Source organism: Gemmatimonadales bacterium, assembly GCA_035502185.1.
GTDB lineage: Bacteria > Gemmatimonadota > Gemmatimonadetes > Gemmatimonadales > JACORV01 > Fen-1245.
Window position 1 is genome coordinate 71,088 of record DATJUT010000112.1, and the last position, 23,661, is coordinate 94,748.

The following is a 23,661-nucleotide window of genomic DNA, read 5'->3' on the forward strand; positions in this document are numbered from 1 at the left end:
CCGCCCAGGCACGGGGAGGCGCCCGGCGTCCCGAGGGCCTTGCTGCCCCGGGTTTCCGTGGGATATTTGAGCGGCCTGCGTGAAGCGGCCCGCCACACGGGTGGCCGGGCCGTGCGGTGGGGAGTATCTCGGGGCCGGAGGCGGGCCCAGGCGACGGGAGTGCCGGCATGACCGATCCGGGGGCGAGCGAGCAACAGTCCCGGTGGACCGTCGAAGTGTTGCGCCGTGCCGGCGCCGCCCTGAACGGGCGGATGGTGGGCGTGTGGGTGGTGGAGGACGCGGGCTCGCTGAGGCCGCTCGCCAGCAACGGGACCGAGGCGCAGGCCTGGGAGGTGACGCCGGAGGTGAAGGTGGCGGTCACCCACCTGGCGATGCCCGCGCCGCCCGGCAGCCGCTGGGTGGCGGGCCGCATGGCCGACCAGCAGTGGTGCGTGGCGCCGGTCCGCGACAGCGTGCCGGATCCGCCGCCGGTCGATCGCGAGCGGCGCAGCCGGGAGCGGCTGGCGCTGGAGCTGGCGGGCCTGTGCCTGGGGCTCAGCGCGCGCGTCCTGGGCGAGGGGATGCCGGCCGACCTGGACCTGTTCGAGCGCTTCATGGAGCAGCTCGGCAGCTTCGCCCAGGACATCGGCGGGCCGCTGGCGGTGGCGCGGACGGCGGTGGTGCGGAGCGGCGCCGTGCTCGCCGAAGCGGTGCCAACCGACGAGGAAGGGCGCGCGCGGCTGATCGAGGACCTCCGGGCGGCGGGCCGGGCGCTCGAGCAGGCCGTCTCGCTGGTGCGCACCGTGCACGACCGGGCACGCGCGGTCCTGGAGCACGGCGGGGAGTTCGACGTCGTGCAGGTGGTGTGGTCGTGCGTGGACGCGGAGCGGCCGCAGGCCGCGCTCCGCGGGGCCTCGATCGAGCTCAAGACCCTGGCCTACGTGGTCTCGGTGCCGGGCAGCGCCGACAGTCTGCGCATGGCCGTCGCGTCGATGCTGAAGCTGGCGGTGCGGGGGCTGCAGGGGCGCGTCGGGGCCGTGACGGTCTCGCTCGAGAACGTCGGCCCGGTGGTGCGGCTCGTCGTGTCCGCGCCGGGGGCGGAGGTGGTGGACGGGCAGAGCGCGGTGGCCGACGCCCGCCGCGTGGTGGAGACCGCATTCGGCGGCACCCTCACGGTCACCTCGGTCGCGGGCGAGGGGGCGACGCTCACGCTGTCGCTGCCGGCGCCCACGCACCGGTTCCGGGACCCGGCGCTGTGGTGGGAGCGCTAGCCGGCCGATCTTGATGACTTCTTGATGTCCCGCCGGGGTTTCCTGACCCCGTTTTGACGCCGCACCGTCTAGCCTCCACGCATGCTCGACCTCGTCTACATCGTCGTCACGCTGGCCTTCTTCGGCCTGATGCTCGCCTACGTGGTGGGCTGCGAGCGGCTCGGGAAGGACGGCACCGGCGAGGAGCAGCGGCCGTGAGCGCCGAGACCGTGATCGCGGGGCTCGTGTCGGTCCTGCTGCTCGTCTACCTCGTGTACACGCTGCTCAAGCCCGAGAAATTCTGAGCGGGCCCGCGCCCGTGTCGGACCCGGCGACCCCATGACCCTGAACGGCTGGCTGCAGATCCTGCTCTTCGCGGCGGCGGTGCTCGCCGTCACCAAGCCCGTGGGCATCTACATCCTGCGGGTGTACGACGGTTCGCTGCGCTGGCTCGCGCCGGTAGAGCGGGTGATCTACCGCCTGTGCGGCATCGATCCGGCCGAGGAGCAGCACTGGACCCGCTACGCGGCGGGGCTGCTGGTCTTCAGCGCCGTCTCGATGCTGGTGACCTACGTGGCGCTGCGGCTCCAGGCGCACCTGCCGCTGAATCCGTTCCACCGCGTCGCGGTGACGGACCGCCAGGCCTTCGAAACCGCCGCCTCGTTCACCACCAACACCAACTGGCAGTCGTACTCCGGCGAGACGGTGATGAGCTACCTCTCGCAGGCGATGCAGCTGGCCTTCCACAACTTCACGTCCGCCGGGTGCGGGGTGGCCGCCGCCGTGGCGCTGGCCCGCGGGATCTCGCGCCGCTCGGCCGGCCGCATCGGCAACTTCTGGGCGGACCTGGTGCGCGGCACGCTGTACCTGTTCCTGCCGCTGTCGTTCCTGCTGGCGCTGCTGTTCGTGCAGCAGGGCGTGATCCAGAACCTCCATGCCTACGTCACGGCCACCACGCTCGAGGGCGCGAAGCAGGTGCTGGCGATGGGGCCGGTGGCGAGCCAGGAGGCCATCAAGCAGCTCGGCACCAACGGCGGCGGGTTCTTCAACGCGAACGCCGCGCATCCGTTCGAGAATCCGACGCCGTGGACGAACTTCCTCAGCACGCTCGCGATCTTCATCGTGCCCGCCGGCCTCACCTACATGTTCGGCCGGATGGTGAAGAACCAGCGGCACGGCTGGGCGCTGTGGGCGGCGATGTTCGTGCTGTTCGCGGCCGGCGTGACCACGGCGTACTGGGCGGAGGCGCGCGGCAACCCGATTCACGCCGCCCGCGGCGTGGACGTCGTGGCGTCGGCCACGAACCCCGGCGGCAACATGGAGGGCAAGGAGGTGCGGTTCGGCATCGCCAGCTCCGCCCTCTACGCCACCGTGACCACCGACGCCTCGTGCGGCGCGGTCAACAGCATGCACGACTCGTTCACGCCGATCGGCGGGATGGTGCCTCTGGTCAACATCCAGCTCGGCGAGCTGATCTTCGGCGGCGTCGGGTCGGGGCTCTACGGCATGCTGGTCATGGCGGTGCTCACGGTGTTCATCGCCGGCCTCATGGTCGGCCGCACGCCGGAGTACCTCGGGAAGAAGATCCAGAGCCGCGAAGTTCGCATGGCGATGCTGTACGTGCTGATCTTCCCCGCCGTCATCCTGCTGTTCACCGCCGTGTCGGCGGTCCTGCCGGCGGGGCTCAAGGGGCTCAACAACGCGGGCCCGCACGGCCTCAGCGAGATCCTCTACGCCTTCACGTCGGTCACCGGCAACAACGGCAGCGCCTTCGCCGGGCTGACGGGCACCACCTACTACTACAACACGATGCTGGGGCTGGGCACGCTGTTCGGGCGGTTCGCCATGATGGTGCCGGCGCTCGCGCTCGCCGGCTTCCTGTCGGAGCGCCGGATCGTGCCGGCGTCGGCGGGGACGTTCCCGGTCACGTCGCCCCTGTTCGTCGCGCTGCTGGTGGGCGTGATCCTGATCGTGGGCGCGCTCACCTTCTTCCCGGCGCTCTCGCTGGGCCCGCTGGTCGAGCACCTGCTGATGGGTGCCGGGAGGCTGTTCTAGATGGCGACCGTCAAGCGCCCGCTGTTCGATCCACCCATCGTGCGCCGCGCGGTCCGCGATGCGTTCGCGAAGCTCGATCCCCGGCACATGGTCCGGAACCCGGTGATGTTCGTGGTTCTGGTCGGCAGCGTGCTGACGACGCTGGTCCTGATCCGCGACCTCGCGGAGGGGCGTGGCGGGATCGGCTTCACGCTCCAGATCGCGCTGTGGCTGTGGTTCACGGTGGTGTTCGCGAACTTCGCCGAGGCGATGGCCGAGGGACGCGGCAAGGCCCAGGCCGACACGCTCCGCCGGTCGCGCAGCCAGACGCTCGCCAAGAAGCTGAGCGACCCCCGGGACCGCACCAAGGTCCTGAGCGTGTGGGCCGGTGAGCTCAGGCGCGGCGACGTGGTGCTGTGCCAGCCGGGTGACCTGATCCCGGGCGACGGCGAGGTGATCGAAGGCGTGGCCTCGGTGGACGAGTCGGCCATCACCGGCGAGTCGGCGCCCGTGATCCGCGAGTCGGGCGGGGACCGCTCGGCCGTCACCGGCGGCACCAAGGTCCTGTCGGACTGGCTCGTCGTGCGCATCACGGCCAACCCCGGCGAGACGTTCCTCGACCGCATGATCGGGCTGGTGGAGGGCGCGAAGCGGCAGAAGACGCCCAACGAGATCGCGCTGATCATCCTGCTGTCGGGCCTCACGATCGTCTTCCTCCTGGCCGTGGTGACGCTGCAGCCGTTCGCCATCTACTCGGGTGGCGCGGTGACCATCCCGATCCTGGTCGCGCTCCTGGTCTGCCTCATCCCGACCACGATCGGCGGGCTGCTCTCCGCCATCGGCATCGCCGGGATGGACCGGATGATCCAGCACAACGTGATCGCGATGAGCGGCCGCGCGGTCGAGGCGGCGGGCGACGTGGACACGCTGCTCCTGGACAAGACGGGCACGATCACCCTGGGCAACCGCCAGGCGGTGGCCTTCATCCCCGCCGACGGCGTCGCGGGCGAGGCGCTGGCCGACGCCGCACAGCTGGCCTCGCTGGCGGACGAGACGCCGGAAGGCCGCAGCATCGTGGTGCTCGCCAAGACCGGCTTCGGCCTGCGGGAGCGCGACATCACCGGTCTCGGGGCCAGCTTCATCCCGTTCAGCGCCCAGACCCGCGTCAGCGGGGTCAACGTCGACGGGCGGCGGATCCGCAAGGGCGCCTCCGACGCCATCGAGGCGTTCGTGAGCGAGCAGGGCGGCGCGACGCCGCCGGGGATCCGCGCCTCCGTCGAGGCGATCGCCCGCGAGGGCGGCACCCCGCTGGTGGTGGCCGAAGGCGCCCGCGCCCTGGGCGTGATCCACCTCAAGGACATCGTGAAGGGCGGCATCAAGGAGCGGTTCGCCGAGCTGCGGCGGATGGGGATCAAGACGGTGATGATCACCGGCGACAATCCCCTGACGGCCGCGGCGGTGGCGGCCGAGGCGGGCGTGGACGACTTCCTGGCCCAGGCCAAGCCCGAGGACAAGATGGCGCTGATCAAGCGCGAGCAGGCCGGCGGCCGCCTGGTCGCCATGACCGGCGACGGCACCAACGACGCGCCGGCTCTCGCCCAGGCGGACGTCGCGGTGGCGATGAACACCGGCACCCAGGCGGCCAAGGAAGCCGGGAACCTGATCGACCTCGACTCCAACCCGACCAAGCTCATCGAGGTGGTGGAGATCGGGAAGCAGCTGCTGATCACCCGCGGCGCCCTGACCACCTTCTCGATCGCCAACGACGTGGCGAAGTACTTCGCGATCATCCCCGCGATGTTCCTCGCGACCTACCCCGCGCTCCAGGCGCTCAACGTGATGCGCCTGCACTCGGCACAGTCGGCGATTCTCTCGGCCGTGGTGTTCAACGCGCTCATCATCATCGCGCTGATTCCGCTGGCCCTGAGGGGCGTGCGGTGGCGCCCGGCCCCCGCGGCCGACATCCTGCGCCGCAACCTGTGGATCTACGGCGTCGGCGGGATCCTGATCCCGTTCGCCGGAATCAAGGCCCTGGACGTGCTCCTCACCCTGCTCCATCTGGCGTAGCCATGCTCAAGAACCAGCTCCGGCCCGCGATCGTGGTCACCCTGGCGCTGATGGTGATCACGGGGCTCGTCTACCCCGGCGCCGTCACCGCGATCTCCCAGCTCCTGTTCCCGCGCCAGGCCAACGGCTCGCTGGTCACGGTGGACGGGCACGTGGTGGGGAGCCTCCTGATCGGGCAGACGTTCGCGAGCGCCCGCTACTTCCACGCGCGGCCTTCGGCGGCCGGCAGCGGCTACGACGACACCCTGTCGGGCGGCACCAACCTGGGGCCCACGAGCGCGAAGCTGGCCGACACGCTGATCGTGCAGGCCGTGGACAGCGCCGTGAAGCTGGACCACGTGGTGAAGGGGCAGATCCCGTCCGACCTCGTCACCTCGTCGGCCTCGGGGCTCGATCCGCACATCTCGCCGGCCAGCGCCCAGCTGCAGGTGCCGCGCGTGGCCCGCGCGCGCGGGCTGACGGAGGCGCAGGTGCGCGCGCTGGTGGACCGGCACACGGAAGGCCGTATGCTCGGCGTCTTCGGCGAGCCCCGCGTCAACGTCCTGTGGCTCAACCTGGCCCTCGACAGCCTCGGCGGAACGTCGTCACCCCACTGATTCCCACGTCCAAGACTGGTGTCGGCGGCGCAACGAGCCGCGGGCGCCCACTGCCATCACCGGAGACACGCACCATGCGTCCGTCCATCGTGCTGCTGTTCACCGTCGGTTTCGCTTCGTTCCTGGCCAGGAGCGCGTCGGCCCAGGCCGCCGCGGCGGGCGACACCACCCACCCGGGCGCGCCCGCGGCCGACACCACGCCGGCCAGGGCTCCGTTCGCCTTCGCCGATTTCACCTGGCTGCAGGGCAACCCGCGGCAGACCGTGTCGGTGCTCGACTCGAAGTACTTCACGGGTGAGTTCCGGCTCGACGCCTCGTACATCGGGGACTTCAACCGTCCGGCCGACCATACGCTGGTCGGCACCAGCGAAAGCGGGCGCACCGGCGAGGTCCAGGTGCAGCAGCTCGGCGTCGGCGGCGACTTCCACACCGAGCACGCGATCGGCCGGCTGATGACCCAGTTCGGCATGTACTCGACGATGACGCCGCGCAACGACGCCAGCCCCGCGCGGGGCCAGTGGGACCTGGCCGACGCGTACCGCTACATCTCGGAGGCGTACGGCGGCTACCACTGGAACAAGTGGAACGGGATCAACTTCGAGGCCGGCATCTTCATGTCGTACGTGGGGCTGTTCGGCTATTACAACTTCGACAACTGGGCGTACCAGCCCTCCTATGTCTCGAGCAACACCCCCTGGTTCTTCAACGGGATGCGGGTCCAGATCTTCCCGAGCGACAAGCTGAAGATCGAGCCGTGGCTCATCAACGGCTGGCAGTCGTACGGCATGTTCAACCAGGTGCCGGGCCTCGGCCTGCAGGTGCTGTGGCGGCCGAACGGATCGGTGTCGGTGCTGTCCAACAGCTACTACGGCTACGACTGGCTCGGCATTCCGGGACGGGCGCGGGTGCACAGCGACAACAGCGTGCAGCTCAAGTACCTCGACCGGCCCGGGAGCTTCCCCGACAAGGGGGCGTTCTCGCTCACGGTGGACGCGGGCTGCGAGAACGGCGGGGGCGTGAGCTGCACCGGCACGGCCCTGGGTCCGAAGCAGGCCTTCCTCGGGTTCATGTTCTACAACCGCTTCTGGTTCGCGAAGGACATCTACGCCGTGACCCTGGGCGGCGGCGCGATGACCAACCCGGGGCGCTACCTGGTGCTGATGCCGCCCATCAACGGGGCGACCGCGTTTTCGGGGACGCCGTACTTCACGGAGAATCCGGGGGACCAGTTCACCGCCTGGGACGCCTCGGTCACGCTGGATTATATGCCCGACCAGTTCGTGACCTTCCGGATGGAGTTCGACCACCGCCACGCCAGCGTGCCCTACTTCGCCGGGCCGGGCGGGGTCACGCCTCCGGGCGGCAACCAGGGCGCGCCGGGCTCGAGCGTCAGCAACTGGGCGCCGGACCTCAGGAACACGGAGAACCGGATCAACTGCGCGGTGCTGGTCAAGCTCTGAGCGGCCGGGCCAGGGCCGGCGGTCCGCGGCGCGGCGGGCGTAACCGCCTCCTCCATATCGGCCGGCGCCGTGACCGATATACCTTAATGCCGGTCCGGTCACGCCGGGCGGGGAACCGCCGCGGGGGCTCCGCTCACACCCGAGCGGACCGCGCCGGGCTCCCCGTGCCGGCCAGGCGACGCCCAATGGCGAGTGACAAACGACTGGGAGACCTCCAGCTGCGGGTCCGCCGGATCCACCGCCGGGACCTCAACCGCGTGTGGGAGTTCCTGAAGCGGACGTTCCGGGACGTCAACCGCGAGACGGTCGAGTACCAGCGGCCCCGCCTCAAGCGGCACTTCCTGGACGTGTACGAGGACGAGTCGGTCGAACAGCTCCTCTTCGAGCTGGTCGCGGAGTCGGGCGCGGAGATCGTCGGGTACGCCGAATGCGCCTTCGGGGTCGCCGGCGCCGACAACTGGATCAACGAGGCCTACTTCGAGAAGCGGGAGATGCGCCCGCTGTTCGTGGACGAGCTGGCCGTTCACCCGTCGTACCAGGGGCGCGGCATCGGCGGCTTCATCCTCGAGCAGCTGGACCACCTGGCGCGGGTGCGGGGCTGCACCCACCTCGTCCTCGAGGTGGCGGAGAACAACGAGACGGCGCTCCACTTCTACCGGTCCCGCAACTTCTACCGGCTGGATGCCGCGGTCTTCCTCGCCAAGAAGGTGCCGGGCGAGGCGGAGCTGCTCCCGCCGCGCCGGCTGCGGCGCGGCCGGGCCGCCGCCCGGCCCCGGCACGACGGCCGCTGACGGCCCGCCGCACCGCACCGACCTCGGGTTCCCCGGCTGAGGACCATACCCATGAGCGACGGCCGCCCCGATCCTGAAGCCCTGCTCGCCAGGCTGCGCGAGGAGGAGCGGGAGGCCGGCCTCGGGCGCCTCAAGATCTTCTTCGGCGCCTCGCCCGGCGTGGGCAAGACCTACGCGATGCTGGAGGCGGCGCGGGCCCGGGCGAAGGAGGGGGTGGACGTCGTGGTCGGCGTGGTCGAGACCCACGGCCGGCCCGAGACCGCCGCGCTGCTGGAGGGCCTGCCGACGCTGCCGCGGCGCAGCGTCGAGTACCACGGCATCACGCTCCAGGAGTTCGATCTCGACGCCGCGCTGGCGCGCCATCCCGGCCTCCTGCTGGTGGACGAGCTGGCCCACTCCAATGCTCCCGGCTCGCGCCACGCCAAGCGCTGGCAGGACGTGGAAGAGCTGCTGGCCGCGGGCATCGACGTCTACAGCACGCTGAACGTCCAGCACATCGAGAGTCTCAACGACGTGGTGGCCCAGATCACCCGGGTCACGGTGCGCGAGACGCTGCCCGACGCCGTGTTCGACCAGGCGGACGAGATCGAGCTGGCCGACCTGTCGGCCGACGACCTGCTGGCGCGGTTGAGGCAGGGCAGGGTCTACGTGCCGGAGCAGGCCGCGGCGGCCATCGAGCGGTTCTTCCGCAAGGGGAACCTGATCGCGCTGCGCGAGCTGACGCTGCGGCGCGCGGCCGAGCGGGTGGACGCGCAGATGCGCGGCTACATGCGGGATGCCGGCATTCACTCGACCTGGCCGGCCGGCGATCGGCTGCTGGTGTGCATCGGGCCGAACCCGGACGGCGCGCGGCTGGTGCGGGCGGGCAAGCGCATGGCCACCGGCCTGAAGTGCGAGTGGCGGGTCGTGCACGTGGAGCGCCCCGGCGAGCGGGTGTCGCCCGGGGACCGCGACGCCCTGCTGGGCAATCTCCGGCTGGCCGAGTCGCTCGGCGCCGTGACCGCCTCGCTCAGCGGCCAGAGCGCCGCCGACGCGATCCTGGAGTACGCCCGCCAGCACAACGTCACCAAGATCGTGATCGGCAAGCCGACGCATCCGCGCTGGCGCGACAAGCTGTACGGCTCCACGCTCGACCAGCTGGTGCGGGGGAGCGGCGACGTGGACGTGTACGCCATCAGCGGCGACGTCTCGGCGCGGCCCCGGCGCCGCGCGGGCGGCGGCCGCCGCTCGCCGGCCGGCGAGTACCTGCGGGCCGGCCTCATCGTGGCCGTGGCCACGGCGCTGGCGGCCCTCGTGTTCCGGCTCCTGTCGGTCACGGACGTGGCGATGGTCTACCTGCTCGGCGTGGTGCTGGTGGCGTCCCGCTACGGCCGCGGACCGTCGCTCTCCGCCGCGCTGCTCAGCATCGCGCTGTTCGACTACTTCTTCGTGCCGCCGTACCACACGTTCGCCGTGTCGGACGTCCGCTACGTCGTGACCTTCGCGGTGATGCTGGTGATCGCGCTGGTGATGAGCGCGCTCACGCTCCGGATCCGCGCGCAGGCGGAGACCGCGCGGGCCCGCGAGGGCGACACGGCGACGCTGTACGCCATGAGCCGGGACCTGGCCGCCACCCGGGGACGCGGGGAGCTGGTGGCCGCGGCGGAGCGGCACCTGGCCAGCGCCCTCGGGGCGCAGGTGCAGGTCCTCCTGCCGAACGAGGCCGGGCGGGTGGAGATCCCGGTCGGGGCCGGGTCCGCGTATCCGATGGACGAGAAGGAGCGCAGCGTCGCGCAGTGGGTGTTCGATCACCGGCAGCCGGCGGGCATCGGCACGGACACGCTGCCGGCGGCCCGGGCGCGCTACGTGCCGCTGGAGGGATCGGCGGGCACCATCGGCGTCATGGGGGTGCGGCCGGACGACCCGCGGCGGCTCCAGGATCCGGCGCTGGTGCACCTGCTCGAGGCCTTCGCGGCGCAGGCCGCCGGGGCGCTGGAGCGGGCGCTGCTGGCCGAGCAGGCGCAGCGCGAGCAGGTCACGGCGGAAGCCGAGCGGCTGCGCACGGCGCTGCTGAGCAGCCTGTCGCACGACATGCGCACGCCGCTCGGCGCCATCACGGGCGCGGCGAGCAGCCTGCTGGAGGACGGCGGCGCCCTCTCGGAGGCGGCGCGGCGCGACCTCGTCCAGGCCATCCTCGAGGAATCCACGCGCATGAACCGGCTGATCGGGAACCTGCTCGACATGATCCGGGTGGAGAGCGGCGCGCTGGAGGTGCAGAAGGAATGGCAGCCGCTGGAGGAGGTGGTGGGCGTGGCGCTCATCCGGCTCGAGCAGCGGCTGCGCGAGCATCCGGTCACGGTCGCGCTCCCGCCGGACCTGCCGCTGCTGTACATGGACGGGCTGCTGGTCGAGCAGGTGCTGGTGAACCTGCTGGAGAACGCGGCCAAGTACACCCCGCCCGGCACGCCGATCGAGATCTCGGCCGCCGCGAGCGATGCCGCGGTGGTCGTCGAGGTCGCCGACCACGGCCCGGGTCTTCCGGCCGGGGAGGAGACCCGAATCTTCGACAAGTTCTACCGGGTCGCCGGCGCCACGTCGGTCGCCGGGGTGGGGTTGGGACTCACCATCTGCCGGGGCATCGTGACCGCACACGGCGGCCGGATGTGGGCCGAGAACCGCCCGGGCGGCGGCGCCGTGTTCCGCTTCACCATCCCGCTCGCCGGCAATCCGCCCGCGAGCGTTCCCGCCGAGGCCGAGGCGAGTTAGCTTCTGCCGACCCCCGACCGCGGGATGCGATGAGCGACGTCGCGCCGACGGTGCTGGTGATCGAGGACGAGGCCCAGATGCGACGCTTCCTCAAGGCGTCGCTGGAAGCCCACGACTACCGCCTGGTCGAGGCCGTCACGGCCCGCGAGGGGCTCGCCCAGGCCGCGGGCCGCAACCCCGACGTGATCCTGCTCGACCTCGGGCTGCCCGACATGGACGGGATCGAGCTGACCCGGCGGGTGCGCGAGTGGTCCCGCGTCCCGGTCATCGTGATCTCGGCCCGGGGCCGGGAGCAGGACAAGATCGCGGCGCTCGACGCTGGCGCCGACGACTACCTCACCAAGCCGTTCGGCCTGGGGGAGCTGCTGGCCCGCCTGCGGGTGGCGCTGCGCCACGTCGCCGAGGACGGCGGCGCGGAGCCGGTGTTCGTCGTGGGCGACCTCAAGGTGGACCTCGGCGCGCGGCTGGTGTTCCGCCGGGAGCGGGAGGTCCATCTCACCCCGATCGAGTACAAGCTGCTCGCCACGCTGGTGCGCCACGCGGGCAAGGTGCTCACCCACCGGCTGCTGCTGAAGGAGGTGTGGGGCCCGAACGCCGTGGAGCACACCCACTACGTCCGCGTGTACATGACGCAGCTCCGCCACAAGCTGGAGGACGATCCGTCGCGGCCGAAGTACCTGGTGACGGAATCCGGGGTGGGATACCGGCTGAAGGTGGAGTAGCCGGGGCGGGGAACGCCCGGCGGCCCTGCGGGAGGCCGAAGCTGCGCTGCAGCGCCGCCGGCGCGCGCCGGCGGCCGCGGTCGCGATCCGGCCCGGCCGGGCGACGCCTTGCGTATGGTTATATTCCCAACTAATGTGATGGCATGGGAGCCCGCCCGGCCGGGGCGCAGGTCCGGCATGCCCGCTCCGTCCTGAACTCGCTGCGCCGCACGGTGCGCGCGTTCCGCGCCGCCGCGCAGGCGGCGGAGGCCGGGCTGGGCATCAGCGGGGCGCAGCACTTCGTGCTCGAGCGGCTGGCGGACGCGCCGGCCCTGTCGCTCAACGACCTGGCCACGCGCACCCTGACCCACAAGAGCTCGGTGTCGGTGGTCGTGAGCCGGCTGGTGGAGCGGGGGCTGGTGCGTCGGCACCGGTCGGCGGCCGACGGGCGCAGCATCGTCCTGACGCTCACGCCGGCGGGCCGGCGGGCCCTGGCGCGGGCGCCGGAGTCCGCGCAGCACCGGATGGTGACGGCCCTGCGGCGGTTCCCTCCCGGCCAGCTTGCCCGCTTCGCGCGCCTGTTCGAGCGGTTCACCGCCGAGCTCGGGGTGGCGACGCTGGAGCCGCTGATGCTGTTCGAGGAGGAGCGGGCGGAGCGCTCCGGCGGGCGGCTCCGGCGCGCGGGGCGGGACCGGAACGCCGCACGGCACTCCGGTCGCGGGCGGGGTACAAGGAGGACCAAGTCCACCCACGAGCGGAGGTCGTAGCATGATACCGAGAGCAGGCAGATTGGCGGCGGCCGGGGCGGTGGCCCTGCTGGCGGCGTGCAGCCGGAACCCCAAGCCGGTCGCGGTGGCGCCGCCGGCGCCGACGGCCACGGACGAGCTGCGCGAGCAGATGCACCGGGATTCGATGCTGGCGATGGCGCGGGCCGACTCGATCGCCCGGGCGCAGAAGGCCGAGTCGCACGCCGACTCCGTCCGCGCGGCCGTGATGCGCGAGACGGTGGATTCGGCGAAGGACGTGACCAACACGGGGCTCGACGCGGCGGACGCGACGATGCTGGCCGAGCGGGTGCACTTCGACTACAATCGGGCCGACCTGAAGGCGAACGACCTCAGCCTGCTCCAGCAGAAGCTGGGCATCCTGCAGGTCCACCCGCAGCTGCTGATCCAGGTCGCGGGGAACTGCGACGAGCGCGGCTCGGACGAGTACAACCTGGCGTTGGGTGAGCGGCGCGCCGCCGCGGCCAAGCGGTGGCTGACGGCGCACGGCATCGCCGACGGCCGGATCACGATCATCTCCTACGGCAAGGAGCGTCCGCTGGACAGCGGTCACGACGAGGACGCGTGGCAGAAGAACCGCCGCGACGACTTCGTGGTGACGCGCGGCGTGCGCTAGCGCCCGCGGCGCGGGGCGTCGCGTCTCGGCTAGGTGATGCCCAAGCCCCGCCGCCCGAGCCGGGTGGCGGGGCTTCTCACGGCCGCCGCCGGCGCTCGGCGGTCAGGCGCCTCCGTCCGAGACCCGGCTCCGCGCGCCGCGCCCCAGGCTCCACTTCAGCGCCGGCGGCGTCACCAGCGTGGTGACGATGACCATGATCACCACGGCCGTGTAGATCCGCTCGTCCACGATCCGCTCGCCGTGCAGGGTGAGCCCCAGGCCGATGCTGGCGAAAATCAGGCCCACCTCGCCGCGCGGGATCATCCCCAGGCCCACCGAGAGCCGGTCCATTCGCCAGCCCCAGGCGCCCAGCGCGCAGGCCTGCTTGCCGGCGATCGCCGCCAGGGTCAGCAGCAGCGCGAGCCCGAGGCCGGCGGGCTGGGCGAAGGCCCGCAGCTCGACCCGCATGCCCATCAGCACGAAGAACACCGGCACCAGGAACGACGCCACCGGCTGCACCAGCTCGCGCACGCTGCGCTCGCCGCGGCTCGTGAAGGCGTTCCAGTGCACGTCCTCGAGGATCAGACCGGCCGCGTACGCGCCCACGATGGGCGCGAGCCCGACCTCGGCCGCCAGCCCGGCGAACACGAAGCACAGCACCAGCGCGGTCGCGAGCAGCACGCCGGGCGCCCGCAGGCGCGCGGCGACCCGGAACAGCCACGGCGACAGTGCCACGCCGAGGGCGAGCGAGCCCACGAGGAACGTGGCGGCCTTGGCCACCACCATCGCTGCGGCGGCCGGGGACAGGGTGGTGCCCCGGTTCGCGGCCTCGATGACGCCGGCGACGACCGCGAGAATCACCAGCCCGAGCACGTCGTCGATCACCGCGGCGCCGAGGATGATGCGCGCCTCGGCGGCCCGCGTCTTCCCGAGGTCCTTCAGGACCCGCGCCGTGATGCCGACGCTGGTCGCGGTGAGGGTCGCACCGAGGAACGCGTGGGAGTAGGCGCTGTGACCCGGCAGCAGCAGCGCGCCGACGCCCCACCCCAGGGCGAACGGCGCCGCGACGCCCAGGCAGGCGACCGCCGCGGCCGTCGCGCCCACCTTCAGCATCTCGCGCACCGTGGATTCGAGCCCGACCTCGAACAGCAGGATCAGCACGCCGAGCTGGGCGAGCATCCCGATGGACGCGTCGCCGGTCAGCGAGCGGAACCAGCCGACGCCGGCCAGATCCAGGTTGCCGAGGACGACGCCCGCCATCAGCTCGCCGAGCACGGCGGGCTGGCCGACGCGGACCGCGAGGTCGCCGCCGAGCTTGGCGGCGGCGAGAATCGCCGCCAGCGCGAGCAGCACCGGCGCGACCGAGGTGACCGGGTCGCCGCCGACGAACGGCGCGACCGGGAGGGCCAGGGTGGGGACGAGCAGGGGAAGGTGGATCGTTCGCTCCGGACGTGGCGGCGGTGGCGGAGGAGATGTTCGCTCGCGCGTCGGAACGGCGCAAGGCGACCGGCCCGATCGGTCGCCCTTGATGCGCCGGCGTGGGGGCCTTATCTACCCGTCATCCCATGACCGACCCGACCACGCCCTCCGAAGAGGGCGGCGCGCCGCCGCCGTCCGCCGAAGGCGAATCGCCACCGCCGTCCGGCGCGCCGCCTGCGAGCGGCCCGGAGCCGGAGCCGAGCGCCGTCGCGTCGGATCACGCTCCCGAATTGCCCGCCGACGCCGGCGCCGCCGCGACGGACGCTGCCGGGTCTTCACCGGCGGCCGGGACGGCGGCGGCAGCACTCGCCGAGACGGAGGCCGACACCGCAGCGGCCGGGGAGGTCGAGCCGCCGCTCCCCGAGACCCGGGAGTCGCGGGCCGCCACCGCCGCGGCGCGCGTTCCCGTGCGCCGCCATCACTGGATCGTGCGCGTCACCCACTGGGTGAACACGGTGGTGCTGATCGGGATGGTGGCCAGCGGGCTCCAGATCTACGACGCGTACCCGCGCTTCGGCATCCGCGGCACCAGGCTCCCGCTGCCGAATCCGCTGGACTCGCACGCGGTGCCGCGGTGGGCCCGCCTCGGCGGATGGCTCGCCGGCGGCCTGAACTGGCACTTCTTCCTGATGTGGCCGCTGGTGCTGAACGGCCTCCTCTACCTCGGCTACCTGGTCGTCTCGGGCGAATGGCGGTCGCTGCTGTTCCGGCCCCGCGACGTGGGCCCCGCCATCGAGATGCAGAAGTACTACCTCCACCTCAGGCGCGAGCACCCGCCGCAGGGGAAGCACAACGCGCTCCAGAAGGGAGCGTACAGCTTCATCGTCGTGCTGGGGATGGTGTCGGTGCTGACGGGGCTGGCGCTGTGGAAGCCGGTGCAGCTGTGGTGGCTCACCGGATTGTTCGGCGGCTACGAGCTGGCGCGCTACTGGCACTTCGTCGCGGTCTGGCTGTTCGTCGCCTTCATCGTCGTGCACGTCGTCCTGGTGTTCGCGGTGGACGTGGCGTCGCTGCCCGCGATGATCACCGGATGGTACCGCGGGAGGTTCCCGAGCCATGACTGATCTCGATCGCCGGCGGTTCCTCCTGGGTGCGGCCGCGGCCGGAGCCTCGGCGCTCGGCGCCGCGTGCGGCTGGGACGGTGGCCGGGCGCTGAGGCCGCCCCTGCTGGCCTGGTCGGGCGTCAACGACTGGGTGAGCGCGCGGCTGTTCTCCTCCTCGCGCCTGGCGCGCGAGTACGCGCCGGCGCGCCGGACCGCGGATTCGGAGTTCCCCGGCTACTACGTCAGCGACGCCGTGCCGCTGCTGCGCGATCCCGCCGCGTGGCGGCTCCGCGTCGGCGGCCTGGTGCGCCGCCCCGCGGCCCTGGCCATCGGCCAGCTGGTCGCGATGCCGCGGCTGTCGTACACCGTCAAGCACCACTGCGTGGAGGGATGGACCGCGATCGCGACCTGGGCGGGCGTGCCGTTCCGGGCGCTGGCGGAGATGGCGGAGCCGCTGCCGTCGGCGCGCTACGTCAGCTTCCGTTCCTTCGACAACGGTTACAGCAACGGGTGGGACCTGGCCTCGGCGATGCACCCGCAGACGATCCTGGCGTACGCCTACAACGACCGCCCGCTGATGCCGGACCACGGTGCGCCGCTCCGGCTGTACTCGCCGACCAAGCTCGGCTACAAGAACACCAAGTACCTGGTGGCGGTGGAATTCACGGACACGCGGCCGGGCGGCTACTGGGAGGATCAGGGGTATCCGTGGTACGGAGGGTTGTGAGTCGAGATGAAGGCGGGTGTCGGGTGTCGGGTGTAAGGGTGTGGGCCGCCGCACTCGTGGCGGCGCTCCTGCTGACCTCGCCGCCGGCCGCGGCCCAGGGCATCCCGTTCAGCCAGCGCGCGACCGTGAGCCAGCGCGTGGGCACCACCGACATCGCGATCGAGTACAACCGGCCGGTGGCGCGCGGGCGCAAGCTGTTCGGCGAGCAGGGCGTCGCGCGGTGGAACGAGATCTGGCACCCGGGCGCCGATTCGGCGACCACCATCACCTTCAGCCGCGACGTGCTGATCGAGGGGCGCGCGCTCGCGGGCGGCGCCTACACCCTGTGGACCATCCCGCGGCCCGACCGGTGGACGATCGTGTTCAGTCGCGCGGTCCACGTCTTCCACTTCCCGTATCCCGGCGAGAGCCAGGACGCCCTGCGGGTCGAGGTGACGCCGGAGACGGGCAGCCACATGGACGCCCTCGCCTTCTACTTCCCGGTCGTGGCGCCCGATTCGGCGATCCTCAGGCTCCACTGGGGCGAGATGGTGGTACCGATCCACATCCGCACCACGCCGTGAGACACGGCTGTTGGCAGGTCGTGGGTGGTCGGTGGTGGTGGCGAGTACCACGACCCACCACCTGCCCCCCACCGCCAGTCTAGGTCGCCCCCGAAGCCGGGCTCGCCCCACCCGGCCGCAGCCGCTCCAGCAAATACGCCGTGCCAAGCAATGCCGCGTGGGAGAGCGCCTGCGGGAAGTTGCCGAGCTGCTCGCCGGAGGCGGGGTCGATCTCCTCCGCCAGCAGGCCCACGTGGTTGGCGCGCCGCAGCAGGTGGCGGAACAGCCGCTCCGCCTCCGCGAATTCGCCGACCATCGCGAGGTTCTGCACCACCCAGAAGCTGCACGCCACGAACGTGCCCTCGCCGCCGGTGAGGCCGTCGGGAGCGCGGTAGCGGTAGATCAGGTCCTCGCAGGGCGAGGCCAGCTCGCGCCGCACCGCCTCGAGCGTGCTGCGGACGCGTGGGTCGCTGCGGCGCAGAAAGCCGATGTTGGGGATGATCAGCACCGCGGCGTCGAGCTGCGGCTCGCCGAACGCCTGGACGAAGGCGCGGCGGCCCGGGTCCCAGCCGCGCTCGAGCACCGCGGCGTGCACGGCCCGCGCCTCGCGCCGCCACGCGTCCGCGACGGCGGGGAGCTGCAGTCGGGTGGCGATGCGGGCCCCGCGGTCGAGGGCCGCCCAGGCCATCACCTTGCTGAACACGTAGTGCTTCGGCTCGCCGCGCGCCTCCCAGATGCTGAAGTCCGGCTCGCGCCAGTGGGTCGCCGTCCAGTCCACGAGCTGGCGCAGCACCTTCCACAATCCCTCGGTCACGGGCCCGCGGCGGTACCACAGGGCCACGGTCTCGAGCAGCTCCCCGTAGACATCGAGCTGGAACTGGCCGGCGGCCGCGTTGCCCACGCGCACGGGCCGCGCGCCGCGGTAGCCGTCGAGCCGCGGGATCGTCTCCTCGGGAAGGTCGCGCCGGCCGTCCACGCCGTACATGATCTGCAGGTGCCGGCCGTCGGAGCGCCGGGATACGCGCTTGAGGAAGCGGAGGAACCCGTCCACCTCCGACAGCAGGCCCAACCGCTCGAGGCCGTAGAGGACGAACGCCGCGTCGCGCAGCCAGACGTACCGGTAGTCCCAGTTGCGCTCGCCGCCCGGGGTCTCGGGGAGCGACGTCGTGGGCGCGGCGATGATCGCACCGCTCGGCTCGTAGCTGCACAGCTTCAGCACCAGGGCGCTGCGCTCGACCTCCTGCCGGTAGGGCCCGCGGTAGTCGAGCCGGGCGAGCCACTCGTCCCACCAGCGCGCCGTGGCGTCGAGCTTCTCGTCGGAGCAGTAGTCCTCGACGGGGTGGACCTCGTCGTCGTCGTGGCGGAGGACGAACCACGCCGCCTCGCCGGCCCGGAGCGCCAGGTGCGCGACCGCGCACCCCTCCTCGACCTGCCAGGTGATGTCCGGCGGGGCGGCGAGGGTGGCGACGTCGTCCTCGACGTCGGTGGCCAGGACGCCGTGGCGGCGTACCATCAGCTCCACCTTGAGCGCGCCGTAATCGAATCGCGGCGCGAACACCACCTCCATCTCCACCGCGCCCCGGGGACAGCTGACGCGGCGGTGGATCTCGCTGGAGCGGTGGCGGGCGCCGGCCACCGGCATGAAGTCCGTGACCGCGACGATGCCCCCGCTCTCGGTGTGGAAGGTGGTCACCAGGACGTTGGTCGCGAGCAGGTAGCGCTGCTCGCTGGTCCACGATCCGCGGGGCGCGATGCTCCAGCGCCCGCCGTGGGCGGCGTCGAGCAGCGCGCCGAAGACGCTGGGGGAGTCGAACCGCGGGGCGCACCACCAGTCCACCGAGCCGTTGCGGCCCACCAGGGCCGCCGTGTGGAGATCGCCGATGACGGCATAGTCGCCGATCGCGGGGTACGCCGCCGCCGGCGTCCCGCTCATGTCGCGGGCTGCGCGAAGCCGCCCGCCGCGAGCCAGCGCAGCAGCTGCAACACCGCGTCGGGGTCGGGCAGATCGAGGTCCGACGCCGTCGCCGTCGGGAAGTGCGTGCTGGTCACGCAGATCGACCGCCCGATGCCGCGGAGCGAGCGGAACGCGTCCTCGTCGGTCACGTCGTCGCCGATGTAGAGCGCGCGCACGCGCGAGGGCCAGTCGGCGCCGTGGCGCCGCACCAGCACGTGGAGCACCGCGCGGCCCTTGTGCCAGTCGATGCCGGGCCGCGCCTCGAGCACCTCGTGCCCGAGGGTCACGCGCAGCCGCTGGCGGCGCAGCACCGACTCCACCAGCTGCTCGGCATGCTCCCGCTCCTCCGGCGGCACCCCGCGGAGATGGCAGCTCAGGGTGATGCCCTTCCGCTCCACCTGCGCGCCCGGGATCCGCAGCTCCTCCAGCGCGGCGGCCGCCCGCTCCAGGGCCGCGAGGAAGCGGTCGGTGCGGTCGTGGCGGAAGGAGATCCCCGGCCCCTCGATCTCGAAGCCGTGGTTGCCCACGTAGGTCAGGCCCGCGATGCCCACCAGCTGCCGGACGTCGGCGAGCGAGCGCCCGGAGACGACGACCGTGTCGAGGTTCGGCGTGCGGGCCGCCTGCTCGAGCGTGGCCCGCGCCGCCTCCGAGAGCGTGGCGTCCTCGGGCCGCGGCACCAGCGGCGTGAGGGTGCCGTCGTAGTCCAGGAACAGCGCCACGGCCGGCCGCTCCGACAGCCACGGGGCGAGGCGGCGGCGCGCCGCGTCCGCCGGCGACGCCACCGAGGCCCGGGAACGGTCCGCGGCGGCCTCGGCGGCCGCGACGAAGCGGTCCACCCAGGCATGCACGTCGTTGGCGCGGACCCGGTCGCGCAGCGCCGACATGCGCGCCCGCCGCTCGTCCTGCGACATCGCGAGCGCGCGGTGCAGGGCGTCGGCGACCGCCTCGACGTCGAACGGATTCACCAGCAGCGCCTCCTGCAGCTCGTCGGCGGCACCGGCCATCTCCGAGAGGATCAGCACGCCGTCGTCCTCGAGCTGCGCCGCGGCGTACTCCTTCGCGACCAGGTTCATCCCGTCCCTGAGCGGGGTGAGCAGCGCGACGTCGGCGTGCCGGTACAGCGGCACCAGCTCGGCCGGCGGGAGCGAGCGCACCAGGTAGTGCACCGGGGTCCAGCCGGCCTCCGAGAACCGCCCGTTGATCCGGCCGACCGCCTCGTCGATCTGGCGCTTGAGATCCGAGTACTCGGCGACCCGCTCCCGGCTCGGCACCATCACCTGCGTGAACCGCACCCGTCGGCGGTACGCCGGGTAGCGCTCGAGCAGCCGCTCCACCGCGAGCAGCCGCTCGTGGATGCCCTTGGTGTAGTCGAGGCGGTCCACGCCGAGGATCTCGGCCACCCGCTCGCCGGCCGGGGGACGCGGCGCACCGTTCGGGCCGCGCGCCAGCGATTCGATCAGGGCCACGTCGATGCCGATCGGATGCGCCTGCACCGACACCGTCCGTCCCTCGAACCGCACCACGCCCGCGGTGCGGTCCACCTCGCAGCCCAGCAGCCGCTCGGCACAGGTGAGGAAGTGGTTCACGTAGGCGGGCACGTGGAAGCCCACGAGGTCGCAGGCCAGCACCCCCCGCAGCAGGCTGCGCGACCACGGCAGCACCCGGAACACGTCGGTCGCCGGGAAGGGGATGTGCAGGAAGAAGGCGATCCGGGCGGCCGGCGCCAGCCGCCGGAGGTGGTGCGGCACCCGCAGCAGCTGATAGTCGTGGATCCAGAACAGCGGCGCGTCCGGCTGCTCGGCCGCCGCCAGCTGCGCGAACCGCTCGTTCACGCGCTCGTAGGCGCGCCAGGTGGCACCGTCGATCTGGGTGTGCCCGAGGAAGTAGTGGAACAGGGGCCACAGCGTGCGGTTGGCGAAGCCGGCGTAGTACTGCGCGATCTCCGCGCCGGTGAGCGCGACCTGCCGGTAGGTCAGCCGGCCGGTCGCCGGCAGCGGCACGCCGCCCGGTCCCGCCTCTTCGCGCGGCACGCCGGGCCACCCGATCCACACGCCTCCCCGCTGCTCGAGCACCGGCTCGAGCGCCGCCACCAGGCCCCCGGGCGAGCGGGTGAAGTGCACCTGCCCCGCTTCCCGCTCGACCTGGAACGGCAGGCGGTTGCTCACCACCACGAGCCGCCGCGCGGACGGCGCCTCGGGGGGAGCGGGAGCGGGCGTGGCGAGCAGCGACGGAGCGGTCATGGGACCTCCCGCGAGGCACGAACGGGTCCTGAACGGGCGTGAGGGCTACTCGTTACTGACCCGCGGGGGGCGGCGGGCGGAACGGCCTGCCTCCGGACTGGTACCGACGGGGGCTCCGCGTCGTTCCGGCGGACCGGGGGCCGGTGTACCATTCAGGTCCCATGACCCGCATCCACGGCAAGCTCGCGCTCGTCACCGGTGCCAGCTCCGGCATCGGCCTCTCCTGCGCCCGCCGTTTCGCGGCCGACGGGGCGCAGCTCGTTCTGTGGGCCCGCCGCCGGGAACGGCTCGAGCGGGCCGCCGCGGAGCTGGAGAAGGCGCACGGGGTCCGCGTCGAGGTGGCGGCGGTGGACGTGCGCGACCGCGGCGCGGTGGACCGGGCGGTGGGCGCGCTGGCGGCCGCGGGCCGGGTACCGGACATTCTGCTCAACAACGCGGGGCTCGCCGCGGGGTTCGCCAAGCTGCACGAGGGCGATCCGGACCACTGGGACCGGATGATCGACACCAATCTCAAGGGGCTGCTCAACGTGTCGCGCGCGGTGCTGCCGCTGATGGTGCGGCGCGGCACCGGCCACGTCGTGAACATCGGGAGCACCGCGGGCCACCAGGTCTACCAGGGCGGCAACGTCTACAACGCGACCAAGTTCGGGGTCAAGGCGCTCACCGAGGGGATGAATCTCGACCTGGCCGGCACCCGGGTGCGGGTCTCGAGCGTGGACCCGGGCCACGTGGAGACGGAGTTCGCCCTGGCGCGGTTCGACGGCGACGCTGCCCGGGCGAAGCAGGTGTACGAGGGCTTCCGGCCGCTATCCCCGGACGACGTCGCGGACGCGGTGGCCTACGTGGTGGGCGTCCCCGAGCACGTCAACGTCCTGGATCTCATCATCGTGCCGGCGGCGCAGAGAAGTGTCAGCGTGATAGATCGTGAGAGGTGAGAAGTGAGGCGTCACGCCGTCGCCTCTCACCCCTCACCCCTCACCTCTCACTTTGCTTCCTGCACATACACCCGGGTCATCACCACCGGCTCCACCGGCAGATTCTCGTAGCTCCCCTGGCGCGTCGTCGGCACCGCCGAGATCCGGTCCGCGACGTCCATCCCCTCCGTCACGTGCCCGAACACCGCGTACCCCCAGCCGGCCACCGTCCTGGCCGTGAAGTCGAGCGGCGGATTGTCCACCACGTTGATGAAGAACTGCACGCCGCCGCTCTGCGGGTCGTAGGTGCGCGCCAGGGCCACTGCGCCGCGCACGTTCTTGAGCCCGTTGTCCGCCTCGTTGGGCACCGGCTGCGCGTTCGACGTCTTCTCCATGCCGGCGGCCGTGAGCACCCCCGCCTGGATCATGAAGCCCCGGATCACGCGGTGGAACACCAGCCCGTCGTAGAAGTGGGCGTTCACGTGGTTCAGGAAGTTCTCCACGGTCTTGGGCGCCCGGTTGCGGTCGAGCTGGATGACGATGCGGCCCTTGGTCGTCTCGAGGACCACCACCGGCAGCGAGTCGCCGGCGGCGCCCTGGGCCGCCGGCACCCCGGCCGCGGTTTGGGGCCCGGGCTTGTGGCAGGCGACGGCCGCGAAGCCGGCGGCCGCGAGCGCGACAACGGAAAGGGTCCTGCGGATCTCGATCACGGTCACTCCTCCGGCGGACCGCCGGCGCTCGCCAGCTGGTCGGCCTTGATCTTGGATGGGTCGAACTTGAGCGCGGACGCGAGCATCCGGTCCACCGTCTCGTCGAACTCGGCCTTCGCGCCGCGCTGGAATCGCAGCGGGTTGATGCGCGCCACGACGAACGCCTTGAGGTAGGGGCTCTCGAACCCGCGGCTCTTGAGCGCCTTCACGGCGTCGTTCACCGCGCCGTCGAGCGCGATGAGCTTGTCGGCGCGCTCCCGCCGGGTCGCCAGCGTCTTCGAGAGCTTGTGGGGCAGGAACGCCTCCACCCGCTTCAGCACCGGGTGGTACGCGCCGCCCGCGAACCGGCCGTCCTGCCGGTAGCACAGCCCGAGCGTGAGCAGCGCGGGCTCCTCGAACTCGGTCTCGAACTCCGCCTCCGGACGGTCGTCGAGCGCCACCAGCGCCTCGGCGAGGCGACTCACCTCCAGCGCCTTCTCGCGCAGGTTGTGTGCCTTCTCCGTATTGAGCGCGAGGATCCGCCGCGCCACCTCCACCTCGGGCACCACCAGAGCCGTGACCGAGCGCGCGCCGAGACGCTTGAGCGCCGCCAGGCGGTGGTGCCCGTTCGGCGTCCAGTAGCCGCCGGCGCCCGCCGGCACGGCGATGATCGGATCGAGGTAGCGGCCGAGGCGGTCGATCGCGGAGGTCAACCGCGCCACGTGCGCGTCCGACAGGTCGCGCTGGTAGGGTGTGGGCTCGACCTTCGCGACCGGAAGGCCGGCCAGCACCTGCCAGTGCCCGCCCAGCGGATCGCGGAACACCGCGAGCACGGCGCCGCCGTCGGCTCGGATCGTCTCGGCGAGCGCCGCCGCCGCGCTGCCGGGCGCGCCCGCGGCCAGCTCCCCGGCGGGGATGCCGCGCGAGTCCGGCTCCGCCTTCTTCCGCCGGCGGGTGCCCTTCGCCGCCTTGTCCTTCCTGGCCTTCTCCTTCTTCTCCGCCACGCGCCCCTCCGCGCCGACCGGCTCGGGCCTCCCGAATGCCGCCGATGACAGTCCCGTGGTGCCAGC

20 protein-coding genes are annotated in these 23,661 nt (G+C 72.3%); 15 read left to right on the forward strand and 5 right to left on the reverse strand.

Translation table 11 applies throughout. The features are described 5' to 3' along the window. Positions 1 to 167 precede the first annotated feature (167 nt). The 11 genes from VMF70_15220 (at position 168) to VMF70_15270 (ending at position 13,024) form a co-directional block, all read left to right on the forward strand. Complete coding sequence (locus VMF70_15220) at positions 168 to 1,250, forward strand: hypothetical protein (protein HTT69373.1); 1,083 nt, start codon at positions 168 to 170, stop codon at positions 1,248 to 1,250. A 194-nt stretch (positions 1,251 to 1,444) separates the two neighbouring features. Beyond that, the gene (kdpF, locus tag VMF70_15225) at positions 1,445 to 1,534 is read left to right on the forward strand and encodes a K(+)-transporting ATPase subunit F (protein HTT69374.1); all 90 of its coding nucleotides are present in this window, start codon (positions 1,445 to 1,447) and stop codon (positions 1,532 to 1,534) included. Between the two features lie 34 nt (positions 1,535 to 1,568). Next, positions 1,569 to 3,284, forward strand: a complete 1,716-nt coding sequence (kdpA, locus tag VMF70_15230; GenBank protein ID HTT69375.1) for a potassium-transporting ATPase subunit KdpA — start codon at positions 1,569 to 1,571, stop codon at positions 3,282 to 3,284. Beyond that, positions 3,285 to 5,330: a potassium-transporting ATPase subunit KdpB gene (kdpB, locus tag VMF70_15235; GenBank protein HTT69376.1), complete on the forward strand. Its 2,046-nt coding sequence runs from the start codon at positions 3,285 to 3,287 to the stop codon at positions 5,328 to 5,330. Positions 5,331 to 5,332: 2 nt separating this feature from the next. Then, the gene (kdpC, locus tag VMF70_15240; protein HTT69377.1) at positions 5,333 to 5,926 is read left to right on the forward strand and encodes a potassium-transporting ATPase subunit KdpC; all 594 of its coding nucleotides are present in this window, start codon (positions 5,333 to 5,335) and stop codon (positions 5,924 to 5,926) included. Positions 5,927 to 6,000: 74 nt separating this feature from the next. Next, positions 6,001 to 7,386 carry an outer membrane beta-barrel protein gene (locus VMF70_15245; GenBank protein ID HTT69378.1) on the forward strand — a complete coding sequence of 462 codons (1,386 nt, stop codon included), beginning with the start codon at positions 6,001 to 6,003 and terminating at the stop codon, positions 7,384 to 7,386. A gap of 185 nt (positions 7,387 to 7,571) precedes the next feature. Further along, a complete protein-coding gene (locus VMF70_15250) occupies positions 7,572 to 8,177 on the forward strand; it encodes a GNAT family N-acetyltransferase (protein ID HTT69379.1) in 606 nt (201 codons plus the stop codon). A 51-nt stretch (positions 8,178 to 8,228) separates the two neighbouring features. Beyond that, a complete protein-coding gene (locus VMF70_15255; protein ID HTT69380.1) occupies positions 8,229 to 10,922 on the forward strand; it encodes a sensor histidine kinase KdpD in 2,694 nt (897 codons plus the stop codon). Between the two features lie 29 nt (positions 10,923 to 10,951). Then, complete coding sequence (locus VMF70_15260) at positions 10,952 to 11,644, forward strand: response regulator (protein ID HTT69381.1); 693 nt, start codon at positions 10,952 to 10,954, stop codon at positions 11,642 to 11,644. A gap of 143 nt (positions 11,645 to 11,787) precedes the next feature. Beyond that, positions 11,788 to 12,390 (forward strand): MarR family transcriptional regulator, encoded by a 603-nt coding sequence (locus tag VMF70_15265; GenBank protein ID HTT69382.1) that lies wholly within the window; start codon positions 11,788 to 11,790, stop codon positions 12,388 to 12,390. A 1-nt stretch (position 12,391) separates the two neighbouring features. Beyond that, the gene (locus tag VMF70_15270; GenBank protein ID HTT69383.1) at positions 12,392 to 13,024 is read left to right on the forward strand and encodes an OmpA family protein; all 633 of its coding nucleotides are present in this window, start codon (positions 12,392 to 12,394) and stop codon (positions 13,022 to 13,024) included. A gap of 102 nt (positions 13,025 to 13,126) precedes the next feature. Here the strand turns inward: VMF70_15270 and VMF70_15275 are convergent, their stop codons facing one another. Continuing rightward, the gene (locus tag VMF70_15275; GenBank protein ID HTT69384.1) at positions 13,127 to 14,356 is read right to left on the reverse strand and encodes a cation:proton antiporter; all 1,230 of its coding nucleotides are present in this window, start codon (positions 14,354 to 14,356) and stop codon (positions 13,127 to 13,129) included. 212 nt (positions 14,357 to 14,568) lie between these two features. Between VMF70_15275 and VMF70_15280 the strand changes: the two genes are divergently transcribed. From VMF70_15280 to VMF70_15290, 3 genes are read left to right on the forward strand one after another with little or no spacing between them, the layout of a single operon-like run. Then, complete coding sequence (locus VMF70_15280) at positions 14,569 to 15,546, forward strand: cytochrome b/b6 domain-containing protein (GenBank protein ID HTT69385.1); 978 nt, start codon at positions 14,569 to 14,571, stop codon at positions 15,544 to 15,546. Further along, on the forward strand, positions 15,539 to 16,252 hold the full coding sequence (locus tag VMF70_15285) for a molybdopterin-dependent oxidoreductase (protein ID HTT69386.1): 714 nt from the start codon (positions 15,539 to 15,541) through the stop codon (positions 16,250 to 16,252). The genes VMF70_15280 and VMF70_15285 overlap by 8 nt, the downstream gene beginning before the upstream one ends. A 23-nt stretch (positions 16,253 to 16,275) precedes the next feature. Then, the gene (locus tag VMF70_15290; protein HTT69387.1) at positions 16,276 to 16,815 is read left to right on the forward strand and encodes a DUF2911 domain-containing protein; all 540 of its coding nucleotides are present in this window, start codon (positions 16,276 to 16,278) and stop codon (positions 16,813 to 16,815) included. A gap of 79 nt (positions 16,816 to 16,894) precedes the next feature. Here VMF70_15290 and VMF70_15295 read toward each other — a convergent pair whose 3' ends face one another. Both VMF70_15295 and VMF70_15300 read right to left on the reverse strand, forming a co-directional pair. Further along, positions 16,895 to 18,727, reverse strand: a complete 1,833-nt coding sequence (locus VMF70_15295) for a glycoside hydrolase family 15 protein (GenBank protein HTT69388.1) — start codon at positions 18,725 to 18,727, stop codon at positions 16,895 to 16,897. Further along, positions 18,724 to 20,988, reverse strand: a complete 2,265-nt coding sequence (locus tag VMF70_15300; protein HTT69389.1) for a bifunctional alpha,alpha-trehalose-phosphate synthase (UDP-forming)/trehalose-phosphatase — start codon at positions 20,986 to 20,988, stop codon at positions 18,724 to 18,726. The genes VMF70_15295 and VMF70_15300 overlap by 4 nt, the downstream gene beginning before the upstream one ends. Before the next feature lie 161 nt (positions 20,989 to 21,149). Here VMF70_15300 and VMF70_15305 point away from each other — a divergent pair, with 161 nt between their 5' ends. Continuing rightward, on the forward strand, positions 21,150 to 21,923 hold the full coding sequence (locus VMF70_15305; GenBank protein ID HTT69390.1) for an SDR family NAD(P)-dependent oxidoreductase: 774 nt from the start codon (positions 21,150 to 21,152) through the stop codon (positions 21,921 to 21,923). A 47-nt stretch (positions 21,924 to 21,970) separates the two neighbouring features. Here VMF70_15305 and VMF70_15310 read toward each other — a convergent pair whose 3' ends face one another. Both VMF70_15310 and VMF70_15315 read right to left on the reverse strand, forming a co-directional pair. Then, on the reverse strand, positions 21,971 to 22,612 hold the full coding sequence (locus tag VMF70_15310; protein ID HTT69391.1) for a peptidylprolyl isomerase: 642 nt from the start codon (positions 22,610 to 22,612) through the stop codon (positions 21,971 to 21,973). A 2-nt stretch (positions 22,613 to 22,614) separates the two neighbouring features. Continuing rightward, on the reverse strand, positions 22,615 to 23,595 hold the full coding sequence (locus VMF70_15315; protein HTT69392.1) for a ParB/RepB/Spo0J family partition protein: 981 nt from the start codon (positions 23,593 to 23,595) through the stop codon (positions 22,615 to 22,617). Between the last annotated feature and the right edge of the window lie 66 nt (positions 23,596 to 23,661).